The organism is Caenispirillum bisanense (genome assembly GCF_900230255.1).
Lineage (GTDB): Bacteria > Pseudomonadota > Alphaproteobacteria > Rhodospirillales > Rhodospirillaceae > Caenispirillum > Caenispirillum bisanense_A.
In genome coordinates this window covers 50,459-64,499 of record NZ_OCNJ01000012.1, presented here as the reverse complement: position 1 = coordinate 64,499, position 14,041 = coordinate 50,459, and the positions used below count along the sequence as shown (strand labels likewise).

Below are 14,041 nucleotides of genomic sequence, written 5' to 3'. Positions count from 1 at the left end.
GCGGTCATCCTCCCGTCAGGCCGAAAAGGTCGCGGTCGACGGTCGCCGGGTCGAGCGGGCGGCCGTCGCCGGGGAAGGCCGGCAGGCGCGGCTTGGACCCGTCGCTCCAGTTCACGTCGCCGTAGCCGGTGCCGAGGCCGGCGCGGTAGCGCACGGCTGCCGGCACGGGCACCGGCGGCGCCCGGTCGGGCAGGTGCGGGAAGGCGACCGGCTCGGTGGCGGCGGCGCCTTCGGCCTCCGACACCTTGCTCAGGCGGACCTGCACGTAGACGCGCGCCATGGTGCCGTCGCCGACCGGCGCATCGCCCTGTTCGGCGGCCGGATCGGCCGGGGTCAGTGCCACCGGCTGGGCCGCCTGGGCGGGCTGCGCCACCGGACCGGAGGCCGGGCCGGTCTCCACTTCCAGGCGGGCGAGCAGCGAGCCGGCGGGCAGCGACGCCGGGCGGTCGCGCGTCGGCGCTTCCAGCGCCCGCAGCAGGCTGTGCAGCGCCCACGGGCCGTCGGCCGAGAAGCGCGCGGTCAGGCCGTCGATGCCGTCGGCCACCGGGCCCTCGGCGCGCAGCGGGATGACCGGGCCGTCCTTGGCCCAGCGCAGGTCGATGCCGGCGCGCTCGCCGGGGAACCAGGCGATCTCGTCCTTGGCGAAGCTGGAGAAGCGGCGTTCGCCCATGGTGAACGTCCACTCGATGATGTCGCGGCCGCCGACCTCGATGGCACGCGCGGCGCGCACCGTCGGCGCCACCACGAGGCGGGTCTTCGGCTGCGGATCGGCGACGTACATGAGCAGCGGGCGCGCCGCCGCCATGGTGGCGATGAAGTCCGACGGCGTGCGCCATTCCGGCCGGGTGCGGGCCGCCGCCGGGATGGCGGTGGTCAGCACCTCGGCGTTGGCGTCGAAGGCGGCGTAGAAGGCGCGCACGTCCTGCGGCGTCGCCGCCACCTCGGCCGCCCCGCCGGCGAAGGGCTCGCGGCCGGCCAGGCTCTGCTCGAAGATGCCGCGCAACGTGGCGTAGGCGGCGATCAGGCGCTCGTCCATGACTTCCAGGCAGCGGGTGCGGATGTCCTGCTTCAGGGCGTTCACCCGGTCGGCGAAGAAGTCGCCGGCCATGTCGGGCTCGGTCGCCGGGCCGAGGCAGGTTTCCTGGGTGATGGTCGGCACCACCTCGGTGACGAACTTCTCCAGCTGCATCAGCGTGCTGTTGGGCCGCGAGCCGTCGTAGGCGTCGAGCGCGCCGACCACGCCCAGCCACTTGCTGGCGATGGCCATGGAGCGCGGCGTCTGCATGAGCGGCCGGGCGAGGATTTCCAGCAGCGGGCTGGCCGTCTCGCGGGCCAGCGACGCGATCTCCATGCGCCACTGCATGAGGCGCAGGCGCAGCGCCGCGGCGTCGCGCTGGTCGAACAGGCCGTGCGCCGACATGGGCTCGCCGTGCCAGCCGGCGAGGTAGAGGTCGCTCGCCCGGTAGATGCCGTCTTCGTCCACCATGCGGTCGACGCGGTCGACGATGGCCTGGGCCAGGTCGGCGACGCGGAAGCGCAGGGAATCGGCGGCATTGGCCATGCCGAGCTGCATGAAGGTCTGGATGGAGCGTTCCACCACCGGCACGGCGATGCGCAGCGACCGCGCCCAGTCGCGCAGCTGCGCGAGCGAGTTGCTGACGGCCGCCGCCTCGGCGGTGACGCCCGTGGCGGCGCGGTCGTACACCCGCTCCACCGACGACAGCAGCGCCGCCTGGGCCGCCGAGCGGGCGGCGCCGCGCAGGGCCTGCGGCATCTGCGCCAGTTCCTTGGCGTCGAACAGCAGGTAGTCCTCGAACAGCGGCGGCACGCTTTCCAGGATGGCGGCGTCCCAGCCGTAGCCGGAGGCCGGCGCGGTGGCGAAGGCGGCGTCGGTCGGCGCCATGAAGCGGCGCTGCAGCCAGCCGTCCAGCACCTGGCGCAGGCCTTCGGCCGGGCCGGACAGGGCCGCGGTACCGTCGCCGTTGCGCATCACCAGCGGACCGATGAGCGAGTCGATGGCCGCCAGCTTGTCGCGCACCTGCTCGTAGCGCTGGCGGGCGATGGCCATGGCGTCGCGGGTCGAGCGGTCGCCCAGCAGCTGCGACGCCGCCGAGGCCTGGATGAGGATGTCCACGTCCTGCGGCAGCACCGGGCCGTCGGCCCCGAGCCACGACGGCTGGCCGGAGGCGAGCAGGCCCATGGCCTCCTCCAGCCCGGCGGAGATTTCCATGAAGCTGGCCGTCGCCTCGCCGCCGGCCCGGCGGCCGCTGGCGAGCAGCCGCATTTCCTCGGCCACCAGTTGCAGGCGCAGGCCCGCCTGACCGCCGGCCGCCAGCATGCGGAAGTAGCCGTCGGCGAGCTGCAGGTAGGTGCCGCGGGCGGCTTCCTGGAACTGCGTCAGGTCGATGCGCAGGCGCGGATCGTCGATGGGCTCGGCCCGGCCGCCGATGGCGCCCCAGGCTTCCAGGTTGTCGATGGTCCGCCGCGGCACGTCGATTGCCAGCGCGTAGTTCAGCATCTCGCGCACCATGGGCGCATTGCCCGTGCGGCCGATCTGGTTGAAGGCGAGCGCGAAGGCCTCGGCTTCGGCGACGCGGGTCATGAAGCGGGTGAAGGCGACGTCGGCCGGCAGGTCGGTGTCGCCCGACGTGGCGAGGTCCGACAGCCGCTTCTCGATCTGCACCTTGACGCCGGCCAGGGCCACATGGCGCCAGCCCGCCCGCATGGCGGCCTCGACGCCGTAGGGATCGTCCTGGAACCACGTCGAGGGCATGTAGACCATGGGCTCGGCGTCGGTCAGCACGGTGGCGTTGCGCAGGTAGCGCACGGCGGCATCGGCGGCGGCGCCCGGATCGGTCTCGCCGGTGCGGATGCCGGCGGTGGTGGCGACGTCGGCGGCGGTGGAGCGCAGCACCGGCACCACCTGCTTCTCGTAGTCGGCGACGCGGCCGACCGAGGCCCAGATGGTCCCCGCCGCCACCAGCCCGACCACGGCGGCCGCCGTCGGCCACGCGAAGCGGCGCAGCACGCGCGACCGCCCGACGCCGGACAGCTGGGTCGGCAGGCCGTGTTCGGCGAAGACCTTCTTGTCGAGCAGATCGTGGGCGAAGGAGGCCGCGCCCTCGTCGTCGCTGCGGGTGATGAAGTAGAGGCCGCGGAAGTAGTTGGATTCCTGGAAGGCGGTGCGGCGGAATGCGGTCGACAGGAAGGCGCGCAGCGGCTCCTCCAGGTCGGCCAGCTCGTCGCGCACCCGCAGGATCTCCGCCCCCTGCTCGCCGTCGAGCACGGTGCCGTAGGCTTCCAGCGCCACCGCCAGCAGGCTGGTCTCGACGCTCTGCAGGGCCTCGGTCACGTAATCGGGCGTGAAGGCCGTTTCCATGGGATAGGGGAACGACCAGCCCAGCATGCCGTCGCGATAGACGGTCGGCAGCATCTCCTCGAAGGCCTGGAAGCCGGGCAACTCCTCGGTGCCTGCCACCACCACGAAGACCGGGATGGAGAAGCCGAGCATGCGCTGGGCGCGCCACAGCATGCCGTAGGCCTCGGCGCCCAGCGCCGTCGCCTTCTTGGGGTCGCGCAGGGCCTGCACCGGCACGGTCAGGACGATGCCGTCCACCGGCAGCGACGGGCGCACCTTGGCGGTGAAGTTCAGCACCGCCGTCCAGGCGTCGGGATCGCACACGTCGATGACGACGCCGCGCTCGTAGTAGCGCCACGCCAGCGGGTCGCGGCCGGCCTCGCCGACGCTCGGGCGGATCTCGTCCACCGCTTCCAGCAGGCCGCCGGCCGGCACACCGCCGACGCCGACGCGCAGCACCCAGGGCATGAGGTAGGGGTTGCGGGCGAAGGACTCGCGCACGCCGGCCAGACCGTCGCGCAGCAGGCGGCGCAGGCTCTTGGCCGCTTCCTGCTTCTGCGCCTCGATGTCGGCCGGGGTGACCGCCACCACGTCCAGCTCGGTCGCTGCCGGCTCCGGCGGCGGTTCCTCGGCGGCGAGGCGGGCGGCGCGGTTGGCGCGCACCAGGATGACGATCATGCCGACGATGAGCAGCAGGATCAGCACGCCGATGACCGCCAGCGCGATCATCTGGTTCTGGGCGGCGTAGACGAAGAGGCCGTCCATCATCGGCTTTCTCCCGCGGCGCGGATGACGCTGTCGGCCGCCTCGGCCGTCGGCGAGGAGGTCAGCATCCACACCCCCTGCCCGACCAGCAGCCAGCCGACGACCACGGCGGCGACGATGGCCGGCCAGCGCGGGTGGACGCGGCGGCGGCGGGAGATGTCGCCGACCACGGTATGGGCATAGGCCGCCGGCACCAGCGGCCGGGTGGTGGTGACGAAGTCGCCGAGCAGCTCGGGCTCGCGGCCCGACAGCAGCTCGAACAGCCGCTGGGCGTAGCCGCGCACCGCCGCCTCGCCGCCGGGACCGCGATGGCGGCCACGGAAACCGAGCGACAGGATGCAGAGGTACACCGCCGCCAATTGCAGCAGGCGGCGGTCGCCAGCGGCCAGCAGGCGGTCGATGCGCTCGAAGATGCGGTCGCCGGCCAGGCGGGAATTGAAGATGCGCTGTTCCAGCAGGGCCTCGCGCCACTGCTCGCGGCCGGGCCAGTCCAGTTCGTGCAGGAACACGTCGTCGGCCAGCGCCACCATGGCGTATTGCGCCTCGCGGTACTGCGCCAGCATGAAGTCGGTGGCGCGCCGGCCGAACTGGCGGGCGTCGGACTCCAGGAACTGCTGCAGGCGGTCGAGGATGATGTCGGCGTCCACCGGCGCCATGGGGGCCAGCTCGCCGTCGCGGGCGGCCACTTCGGTGACGCCCACCGGCGCCTCCAGCAGGAATTCCGGCAGCGCGTCGGCGTCGCCGCCGCCCTCGCCCGCCGCTTCCGCCGCCGGACGGGAGCGCCGCCGGTGGCCGGCGACGGCCACGCGATGGACGTTCAGCTCCGCCGCGAAGGCGAGGAAGCTGTCGAGAATGTCACGACGGGCGAGCAGGGCGGCGTCTGTCATGAGATCACGTACAGCACGATGTCGGCGGGCCGCGAACGGCTGCCGAGGTTGTCGGGATTCCAGATCTCCAGCCGTTCGCCGGGGATCACCAGATCCTCGGGCACCTCGATCCGGAACAGGACGGTGCCGCGCGGCACCACGAGGCCGAGTTCGCTGTCGGCCTCCACCGGTTCGCGCGCCACGCCCTTCACGCGCAGGCCCGCCAGATGGTCGAGCTTGCTGCGCGCGGCGATGACCGCGTTCTCCATCCAGGCGACGATTTCCGCCGTCGACATGGCGGCCGGGCCGCGCACGCCGACCAGCAGGCGCGCCGTCATCCACTCGTCGCGCATCTCGACGCCGAACATGCCGCTGTCGAAGGTGAAGCGGATGGGCTCGGCGACCGAGCGCACGCGGTCGACCATGCGCACCACGTAGTCGCGGATTTCCTCGAAGCTGCGCAGCGGGTCGTTGTGGTCGTAGCGCGACAGCTTGGGCGGCACCCGGCTGGTCGACAGGCGGGCGAGGTGCCCGAGCACGCCGCACAGCGACAGGTAGACGGCGAAGGGATGCACCACCTCCACCGCCAGCTGGGCCTCCAGCTGGGGCAGGCCGGCGACCAGACCGCTCACCTCGTCGGCGAGCTTGCCGCCGCCCGGCGCGCCGTCGGCGGCCTGTTCGGCGATCATCATGGCCTTTTCGCGCAGGCGGCGGGCGACGTCGGCCGACAGCCGGCCGAGCGCCGAGTTGGCGGGCACGGTCAGGGCCGGCGGCGCGAAGTCGACCAGGGCGAAGGCGTCGTTGGCGAAGGCGACGCGGGCGATGGGCATGGCGACGAAGCGCTGCGGCGGGCGTTCGCCGGCCACCGTGGTCGCCACCAGCGACAGGCGCGGCCGCAGGCGCGGGATCGACAGTTCGTCGCCGCTGTTCTCGTCGGCCACCGGGCGGCCTTCCACCGAGCGCCAGCGCTGCATGCCGCCGGCGCTGCCGGCGCGCGCCGCCGGCACGGTCAGGTGGATGACGATGGGCACCTGCGCCAGCGGGTCGGCGTGGGCGGAAATGTCGAGTTCGAGCGGGTCCGGGCAGGTGTTGTCGTGCCACACCGTCAGCCCGTCGGGCATCACCGCTTCCAGCTCCAGCACCCGCACCATGCCCGACACCAGCGCCACGCGGTCGAGCAGCAGGTGCGTGATGCCCCACGGGAAGGGCACCGCCTGGTCGAGCCGCACCGACAGGGCGGCATGGGCGCGCAGCGAATCCTGCTGGAAATGCTGCGGAGCGAGCAGCATGCCCTCGTGCCAATGGATCGGATCTGGAATGTCCCGGACTGTACTCACGGATGTCTCCGGTAGGCGGGTCGCGACGCGCTGCGACGACGGTGACGGATCGTGACGGTGGCTGTGCCGGTCAGGGCACGATGACGGCGCTCGTCTCCTCCAGGCGCAGGCGGATGGGATCGGTGGCGGTGCCGGGGCCGATGCGCAGGCGATGAGCGCCCGGCGTGCGGTAGCTGGTGAAGACGATGCCGGCCCAGGCGGCCTTCTCGTTCAGCACCTCGTCTTCCAGCACCTGGTTCGGCACCACTTCCCAGCTGAACACGGTGAGGCCCTCGGGGTGGTCGCGGCGCAGCTGGTCGCGCTGCTTGAACCAGTCGACGGCGGACAGCGCCAGCACTTGGTCGACCAGCGGCTGGTCGTGCACCATCACCAGGTCGACGGCGACCGGCGTGTCGTCGTTGGCCCGCGGCGTGGCGGCCAGCTCCACCCGGTCGAGCAGCAGCTCCGGGTTCTCGGCGCAGGCGGCGACGGAGAGGGCGGCGGCGACCACCAGGGCGCGCACGAGAGAACGGCGGTACAGGGTCACGAGGCGCCTCCGAGGCCGGTGTCGCTGACGACGGTGCCGCCGTAGCCGCGCCCCTGCAGTTCCCGCAAGGCGCCTTCGGCGGCGCCGCGACCGACGAAGCGGCCGTGGCGGACCACCGACCACAAGCGACCGCCGTCCTGCTCCATGGCCACGTGGGCCGGGATGCCGCGGCGGCCGAGGTCGGCGGCGAACTGTTCGGCATTGGCGACGGTGGCGAAACGTCCCATGCGGATTGCATAAATCTCGGTCGGGGCCGGCGCCGGCATGCCGACGGCCACCGGCTGCACCGGGGCCGCCATAGCGGTGCCGGCAGCGCCGGCCGGGGCGGTGCCGGCAGCGCCGGTCGGGGCGGCAGGCCGGGTGGCGGGAGCAGACCCGCCGGCACCGTCAGCCGGCGTGGTCGCCGCTGCCGATGCGCCGCCGCCCGACGGCGTGCCACCGAGAAACTCGGGGCGGGCGGCATCGGAAGCGGCGACGATCTGATCTTCGACGACACCACCGAGGGAATCTGCGGCGGTGCCTTCCGCGACGAATTTCGCGTAGCCCGCCAGCCAGGGCACTTGCCCCTGCAGAAACTTGGGGAGCACCCGATCGACGGCATTCACGCCGGCGTCGAAGCCCGGTGTCACAGCATCGCTGACCCCGTCGACCAGCGGATCGGCGACAGCGTCGGACGCATGAACTTTGTAGATGTAGAGCTTGCTGTCGTACTCCGAGGCGAGGCGGCTCTGAAGCCCGCCGAGCGGGCCGCCGTCGCCCTCTTCCGCGGGCGCGCCGGCCGCCCCGGGCGCCGCAGCGACCCCGGCGGCTTGCGGCTGCTCGAACCCGGCCATATCCGACCCGGAGGCAGTGTCATTGGACGGCGCCGAAACGATGGCAACCGCCGCATAACCCAGCGCTCCGATCAGGATACTGCCGGTGACGAGCGTCACCGCCTGCAGCGTTCCCAAGGAAAATCGCCCCAACGTTCCCCCCTTTCCCCAAAGGGTCCCCTTTTACTGGGCCTCGGTGCCGGCGGGACGGATTTCCGTCACCACGATCCCGAACAGCCCTGCTTTTCGTTCGACGTCCGGCATCCTGGCCGCAGCCTGCCGGGGGTCGTCGAATTCCCCCACCCGAATGTGGTACCACGAGTGGCCTGCGGCATCTACAATTTCTACCATTTCTGTCTTCAAATCGCGTCGGGCCATCTCGGCCTGATACGACCTGGCGTTGTCCAGACTGCGAAAACTCGCCAGCTCGATAGAAAACCGCGGCCAATTGGGAGGCTTCAGCGCCTCTTCCACCTTGCGCGGCGGTTGTGGCTCCTCCTCGGCTGCCGGAGCATCGGTTGCAGACTCCGCCGGAGTTGCCGGGTCGGGTACCGCCGCCGCGGTGGCCGCAGCTTCCCCCTCCGGCGCGCTCGACGACTTGCCGAGGAAGTAGGCGCCGGCGCCCACCCCGACAAGCAGCAGCAGACCGGCGAAGATCCCGAGCACCCACTTCATGATCCGGCCTCGCCCCTCCCCGCCTCAGCCGCAGCACAGGCCGACGCAGGGCAGCGCCAGGCTGGGCGCGGCCAGCGACAGGCTGACCGACGGCAGCGACGCCGACAGCGACGGCGCCGTCAGCGACACGCTCGGCATGGTCAGGCTGGGCGACGGCAGCGCGAGGCTGGGGGCCGCCAGCGACAGCGACGGCATGTTCATGGCCACCGACGGCGCCAGGCTCACCGACAGGCTCGGCAGGCTGGCGTTGAGCGACGGCAGCGCGAGGCTCGCCGAGGGCAGCGTCAGGCTGGGGCCGGCCATGGCGAAGCCGACGCTGCACATGGCCGCCGCCGGCGTCGCCGCCAGGGCCAGCACGGTCGCCGCCGCAAGGGTTCGAACGATCCATGCAGTCTTCATGATCCACCTCCGTCGCGGTCCGCCAGGCGGACGAGCGTCTCCGGCGCGGCACAGCGGTCGCGCATGGCGTCGGTCACGTCCTGGTAGCCGAGGCGCGTGCGCGCCGCCAGGACCTTGCACAGGTAGTCCGCCTGCGCCCGGCGTTCCGATCCGTGGTAGTGCCGCACCGCCGCCTCCCACGAGCCGCGCTCGCGCCGTAGCGACACCAGATAGGCGGCGGCGTAGCGGACGTTGTGGGCCGGCTGCAGCATCTGCTGCACGTCGGTGAAGTTCTCGGCGTGCCAGCGCAGGTAGACCTGCATGCAGCCGATGGCGATGGCGTCGCCGAAGTGGCGCATGGCCGCCTCCGCCACCACCACCGCGTCGGAATGGGTGCGCAGGTAGAAAGGCCGGCCGGAGGCGTTGATGGTCCACGGCCAGGCCCGGCCGCCGAGGCCGCTCTCCACCAGCGCGATGGCCTGCAGGATGCCCGGCGGCACGCCGAACTCGGCTTCCGCCTGGGCCGCGAGCGGCCGGCAGTCGCCCTCGCCGCCGCCGTCGAGCGCAGGCATGGCGGAAGCCGCCGCCGCGGGCAGCGCCACCGCCAGGGCGGCGAGCAGGCCGATCAGGCGAGGAAGCGAACGGCGACGCATGCGCGATCCCTCAAGTTGCCGCCGGTGGCGGTTTCCAGCAGGCCCTCGTTGCGCAGGGCGGTGAGCAGTCCCTCGGGCGACGGATCGTCCGCCGCCCGCAGTGCCTCGGCCACCCGCGCCCGCGCCGGGGCCGACCCGTGCGCCGGCACCAGACCGGGCGACGGGAAGACGACGGCCGAACGCGCCGGCAGGTCGAACGCGCCTTCGCCGGCGGCGGCCTCCGCCTCGGCCGTGCGCGCCAGTTCCACGGCGTCGCCCAGGCGGCGCACGGCGACCGGCGGCGCGAAGCCCCACCCGGCCCAGGTGACCGTCGCCGACGGCGCATCCAGCGTCACCGCCATGACCGCATAGGCGTCGCCGTTGTCCTCGCCGCTCAGCAGCTGGCGGGTGCGTTCGAGCGCCGGGCCGGGCGTCATGCCGGCCGCCAGCAGGGCGCGCAGGGAGGCGCGCGCCGTCGCCGACTGGAACCCGCCCGCCAGGCCGCCGGCGGCCGGCTGGCCCAGGGTGACGGCGAGCGTGGTCTCATCAAGCCAGAAATAGTCGTAGAAGGCGCCGTCGAAGTCGCTCGCCGGCACCAGCAGGCCGCCGACGTCCAGCGACGGCCGCGGCAGCAGGCCGCGCGGCAGCATGGACTGCTGCATGCGGCGGGCGATTTCCAGCTGCTGCTGCAACTGGAACAGCTCGGTCTTGGTCTCCAGGGCGGCGCGCAGCTCGGTCACCAGCTTCTCCAGCCGGCGGTGCTGGTCGCCGACGCGCTCGGCCATGACTTCCACCGCCGCCGCCAGGGCGCGGTCGCCGCCGCGGGCGCCGTCGCCGCTGCTCATCATCTCGATGCGCGCGAGGTCGGCGAGCAGGGAGTCGCGGCCCTCCGGCGACAGGGTATTGGCCATCTGCATCATCTGGGCGCGGATGAAGTCCTGCTGGCGTGCCCATTGGCGGCTGCGCTGCTCCTCGCTGTCGCGCAGGCGGCGCACGCGGTCGCGGAAGATCTTGATGGAGCGCGCCATCTCGCCGATCTCGTCGCCGCGCTCGTGGCCCGGCACCTCGACGCTCGTGCTGCCGCGCGACAGCTGCGACAGCGCGGCGATGGCGGGCTCCAGCGGCCCCAGCGTGCGCACCAGGAACCACCGCATGGCGAAGATCAGCAGGGCGCAGACGCCGAGCACCAGGGTCAGCGACAGGCCGTCCATGACGTCGAGCCAGCGCACGAAGAGGGTGCGGTCGCGCAGCACCACCACATGGCCCTGCGGCTGGCCGCCCGGCTGGCGCAAGGGAACGGCGACGCCCTGCACGGCGCCGAGCTGGGCCTGCGTCACCTCGAAGGTCGCCCCGGCGCGGTTGGCGAAGGCGTCGGCCACTTCCGGCCACTCGATGGCACCGGCGGCGGCGGCGGGGCGGCCGGCGGGGTCGAGCAGGAAGCCGGCGACGCCGGCGGTGCGCACCACCTGCCCGAGCACCGGGCCGAGTTGCTGCACGGCCACGAAGCCCTTGGCGGCGGAGGCATCGCCGCCGGCCCCGGCCACCAGGAGGGCGAGGCCGTCGGGCGCCGAGGACACGGTGTGGAAGCCGCGGCGGGCGGAGACCAGCTGGCTCACCCGGCGCTCGTCGAGGCGGGTCGGCGCCGCCCCCGGCGGCCACACCAGGATCACCTGGCCGAGGGAATCGTAGACCGTCACCTCGCGGATGCCGCTGGCGGCCAGCGGGTCGAGGGCGGCCATGGCGTCGACCATGTCGCCCCCGCCGATGGCGGCGGCGACGCGGGTGCGGGTGACGTCGGCCGCCTCGGCCACCGTCGCTTCCCACACGCGCTGCAGGGCGAGGCGCTCGGTATCCTCGGTGAGCGAGGATTCTAGGCCGCGGCGCACCACCGTCACCGCAGTCAGCACCAGGGCGAGCAGGGTGATGGAGAGCGCGAAGAGCAGGATGACGCGGCGGACGATGCTCATCGCTTCAGCCCCCCGCGCAGGGCAAGCGCCCCTTCGGCCGCGGCGGCGGCGGCGGCGGCGAGGGCGCAGAGCACCAGCAGGCCGGCGGCGCCCACCGGGCCGGTCACCCAGCCGGCGACGACGCCGAGGATGGCGGCGAGCGACGCCCACGGCCAGGCCGTCCCGCCGTCGTCCAGCGCCTGCAGGCCGCGGGCAGCGGGCGCCGCGGCACCGATGACGAGGCCGCCGATGGTGACCGCCAAGGGCGCGTCGGCCAGCGGCGCCACCACGGCGGCGACCGCCAGGGCGGCGGGAATGGTCACCACCGCCACCATGCGCGACCGCCAACGGTAGAGCACCAGCAGCATGGCGCCGGCCCCGACGGCGGCGGCCAGATGGGCGCCCCACAGCACGATGGTGCCGAAGGCGGCGCCCGGCATGAAGGGCGTCACCGCCGCCAGCCACAGACCGGCGCCGGCCCAGGCGACGATGGGCAGGGCGAGCGCCAGCGGCCGCTGCGGCACGCCGGCATTGCCGCGCGCCGCGGCGGCGGTGCCGAAGCGGCTGCCCTGCAGGGCGAGGCCGACGAGGGCGAGGATGGCGACGACCCAGCTCATCCACGTGCCGCCGACCAGCGATTCCAGGTGCACCACGCCGGCCCCGGCCGACAGGCCGAGGGCGCCGTGCACGGCGGTGCCGGCGGTGATGGCGGGGTGACGGCTGGCGACGCCGGCCACCGCGGCGACGGCGGCGGCGGTGGCGAGCGCCAGCAGCGGCAGGGCGAACAGCGCCTCGTGGAACACCGGCAGCACGACGATGATGGCGGCCGCCAGCCCGGCGGCGAAGGCCGGCCGCGGCACCGGCGGCAGCAGGCGCAGGAAGGCGCCGGCGGCGGCACCGGCGACGGCGGCCGTCACGGCGGCCACCGGCGGGATGCTGGCGTCGCCGCCGGTCATCACCATGCCGGCGGCGATGGCGGCGACCAGGGTGATGCGGAAGGTGGCCGGCCCGACGGCGAGGCCGCCGTGATCGAGCCGCAACGGCACCAGCCCGTCGGGCGCAAAGGCGCCGGAGCGGGTGAGATGATCGCCGAGCTGCCCGGCGGCGGCGGCGGCGTCACGGTTGAAGCTGAAGTCGCGCACTTCCAGCAGGTAGGCGTGCGCCCGCGCCACGCGGTCGTTGACGGCCACCAGCAGTCGGTTGAGCGCCTCGGCCAGCGGCCCCACGGGTCCGTCGCGCAGGTCGCCGGAAGAAGCGTCGAACTTGCGCTCGGCCATGCGCTGCTGCAGCGCGACCACCGTCTGCTGCGGCCGTTCCACCAGATCGCGCCAGGTGCTCAGCACCATGTGCCCGGCCAGCAGCAGAGCGGTGACCAGCACCACCACGAAGCGCAGGCCCGCCCCGTCCAGGCCCGGTGGGCTGACGTCGGTGGCGCGGCCGAGCACCAGCCGGCCGACCACGGCCCCGTCCACCACCACCGGGAAGGCGGCGGCGACGACGCCCGCCTGCTCCAGCGCAGCGGCATCGGTGGCGCCGCTGACGAGGTCCAGCCGCCCCGGCGCCGACCAGCGCCCGACGACGCGGCCTTCCGGCGTCTCGACGGCGGCGATCACCACCCCTTCGGCAGGTCCGAGTTCCTCGCCCAGGTAGTCGGACAGGCCGACGGCGTCGGGCAGGGCGATGCCGGCGCCGACGTATTCGGCGATGTCGCGGGTGATGCCGCCGGCCACCAGCTCCAGCCGCAGCGCCGCGCTCTCCCGCCCGAGAGAGGCGGCGGAGAGCACCAGCGACATGGCCGTCGTCACCCACGGCACGATGACGACGGCGGTCGCCACCATGAACAGCAGGGCGAGGGTGCGGGTATTGGCGGTCATGCCGCTTCTCCCCGGCGGGCGGCGGCGGGATCGGCGGCGGCGCGCGGCGGCGGCTCGGCGGCCTGCGAGCGGTCGAGGCGGCGGACTTCCTCTTCCACCGTGCGCAGGCGGCGCAGCACGTCGCCGAGGCCCGGCAGCGCCTTCAGGATGGCGTCGGACGGTGTCTTGCCGGCGGACACGGCGGCGGCGGCGGCCTCCAGGTCCTCGGCGGCGGCGGCGTTGCGGGCGGCGGCGGTGCGGGTGGCGAGCGCGGTGCCGGCCACCGCCAGCACGGCGGCGACGGCCAGCGCGAGGCCACCGACGATCACCGGCAGCCGCATGGCGGAGATCACCTCGATGATGACGTCGCGGCGCAGGGCGCGGGCGACCACGGTGCCGCTGCGCTCGCCGAAGGCGTTGACGACGGCGGCGCCGACCACGTTCTCGGCCGCCGTCTCGCGCGTCCAGCCGCCGGCGACCTCGGCGCTGCCGGCGGCGCCGCCCAGCCATTCGGTGGGCGCCGCGGCGCCGATGCGCTCGTGCTCGCTGGCGAAGACGACGACGCCGGCGGCATCCAGGATGTAGATGTCGGCGCCGCGCTTCACCGCCAGGCTGAGCGAGTCGACCAGGGCCTGCAGGTCGGCCTGATATTCCAGGGGGTAGCCGAGGGCGGCACGCGCGGCGGCCGGGCCTTCCACGCGGTTGACCAGCGTTTCCAGCTGGTCGAGGGCGAGGCGCGTCTTGACTTCCTCGAGCGTGGCGAAGAACGTCGCCAACGCCAGCGCCAGAACGACGGCGGCGCACAGCCAGACGGTAATCGCAAGGCGACCGAACCCTCGCATTTCCCTCCCCCAAAAGGAAACCCCAATCCCCACCTCAGGATGGCGCACTCT

General features: G+C 73.6%; 11 protein-coding genes. All 11 read right to left on the bottom strand.

Going from position 1 to position 14,041, the window contains the following annotated elements; genetic code table 11:
- Positions 1-4 precede the first annotated feature (4 nt).
- Positions 5-4,126: a type VI secretion system protein gene (locus CRP50_RS21110; protein WP_097281181.1), complete on the bottom strand. Its 4,122-nt coding sequence runs from the start codon at positions 4,124-4,126 to the stop codon at positions 5-7.
- Positions 4,123-5,010 carry a DotU family type IV/VI secretion system protein gene (locus tag CRP50_RS21105; RefSeq protein ID WP_097281180.1) on the bottom strand — a complete coding sequence of 296 codons (888 nt, stop codon included), beginning with the start codon at positions 5,008-5,010 and terminating at the stop codon, positions 4,123-4,125. Before CRP50_RS21105 ends, CRP50_RS21110 begins: the two co-directional genes overlap by 4 nt.
- On the bottom strand, positions 5,007-6,326 hold the full coding sequence (gene tssK, locus CRP50_RS21100) for a type VI secretion system baseplate subunit TssK (protein ID WP_097281179.1): 1,320 nt from the start codon (positions 6,324-6,326) through the stop codon (positions 5,007-5,009). Before tssK ends, CRP50_RS21105 begins: the two co-directional genes overlap by 4 nt.
- A 70-nt stretch (positions 6,327-6,396) precedes the next feature.
- A complete protein-coding gene (locus CRP50_RS21095) occupies positions 6,397-6,852 on the bottom strand; it encodes a hypothetical protein (RefSeq protein ID WP_097281178.1) in 456 nt (151 codons plus the stop codon).
- On the bottom strand, positions 6,849-7,784 hold the full coding sequence (locus CRP50_RS21090; RefSeq protein WP_141415217.1) for an SPOR domain-containing protein: 936 nt from the start codon (positions 7,782-7,784) through the stop codon (positions 6,849-6,851). Before CRP50_RS21090 ends, CRP50_RS21095 begins: the two co-directional genes overlap by 4 nt.
- A 63-nt stretch (positions 7,785-7,847) precedes the next feature.
- Positions 7,848-8,339 carry an SPOR domain-containing protein gene (locus tag CRP50_RS21085; RefSeq protein ID WP_097281176.1) on the bottom strand — a complete coding sequence of 164 codons (492 nt, stop codon included), beginning with the start codon at positions 8,337-8,339 and terminating at the stop codon, positions 7,848-7,850.
- A 24-nt stretch (positions 8,340-8,363) separates the two neighbouring features.
- Positions 8,364-8,738 carry a hypothetical protein gene (locus tag CRP50_RS21080; protein ID WP_097281175.1) on the bottom strand — a complete coding sequence of 125 codons (375 nt, stop codon included), beginning with the start codon at positions 8,736-8,738 and terminating at the stop codon, positions 8,364-8,366.
- Positions 8,735-9,370: a transglycosylase SLT domain-containing protein gene (locus CRP50_RS21075; RefSeq protein ID WP_097281174.1), complete on the bottom strand. Its 636-nt coding sequence runs from the start codon at positions 9,368-9,370 to the stop codon at positions 8,735-8,737. Before CRP50_RS21075 ends, CRP50_RS21080 begins: the two co-directional genes overlap by 4 nt.
- A complete protein-coding gene (locus CRP50_RS21070) occupies positions 9,343-11,316 on the bottom strand; it encodes a PP2C family protein-serine/threonine phosphatase (protein WP_097281173.1) in 1,974 nt (657 codons plus the stop codon). The genes CRP50_RS21075 and CRP50_RS21070 overlap by 28 nt, the downstream gene beginning before the upstream one ends.
- A complete protein-coding gene (locus tag CRP50_RS21065; protein ID WP_097281172.1) occupies positions 11,313-13,169 on the bottom strand; it encodes a hypothetical protein in 1,857 nt (618 codons plus the stop codon). Before CRP50_RS21065 ends, CRP50_RS21070 begins: the two co-directional genes overlap by 4 nt.
- Positions 13,166-13,990 (bottom strand): hypothetical protein, encoded by an 825-nt coding sequence (locus tag CRP50_RS21060; protein ID WP_097281171.1) that lies wholly within the window; start codon positions 13,988-13,990, stop codon positions 13,166-13,168. The genes CRP50_RS21065 and CRP50_RS21060 overlap by 4 nt, the downstream gene beginning before the upstream one ends.
- Positions 13,991-14,041: the final 51 nt, after the last annotated feature.

Coding starts and splice junctions, on each gene's coding strand:
- CRP50_RS21110 (WP_097281181.1), bottom strand. CDS start 4,126: ATGATGGACGGCCTCTTCGTCTACGCCGCCCAGAACCAGATGATCGCG.
- CRP50_RS21105 (WP_097281180.1), bottom strand. CDS start 5,010: ATGACAGACGCCGCCCTGCTCGCCCGTCGTGACATTCTCGACAGCTTC.
- CRP50_RS21085 (WP_097281176.1), bottom strand. CDS start 8,339: ATGAAGTGGGTGCTCGGGATCTTCGCCGGTCTGCTGCTGCTTGTCGGG.
- CRP50_RS21080 (WP_097281175.1), bottom strand. CDS start 8,738: ATGAAGACTGCATGGATCGTTCGAACCCTTGCGGCGGCGACCGTGCTG.
- CRP50_RS21075 (WP_097281174.1), bottom strand. CDS start 9,370: ATGCGTCGCCGTTCGCTTCCTCGCCTGATCGGCCTGCTCGCCGCCCTG.
- CRP50_RS21070 (WP_097281173.1), bottom strand. CDS start 11,316: ATGAGCATCGTCCGCCGCGTCATCCTGCTCTTCGCGCTCTCCATCACC.
- CRP50_RS21065 (WP_097281172.1), bottom strand. CDS start 13,169: ATGACCGCCAATACCCGCACCCTCGCCCTGCTGTTCATGGTGGCGACC.
- CRP50_RS21060 (WP_097281171.1), bottom strand. CDS start 13,990: ATGCGAGGGTTCGGTCGCCTTGCGATTACCGTCTGGCTGTGCGCCGCC.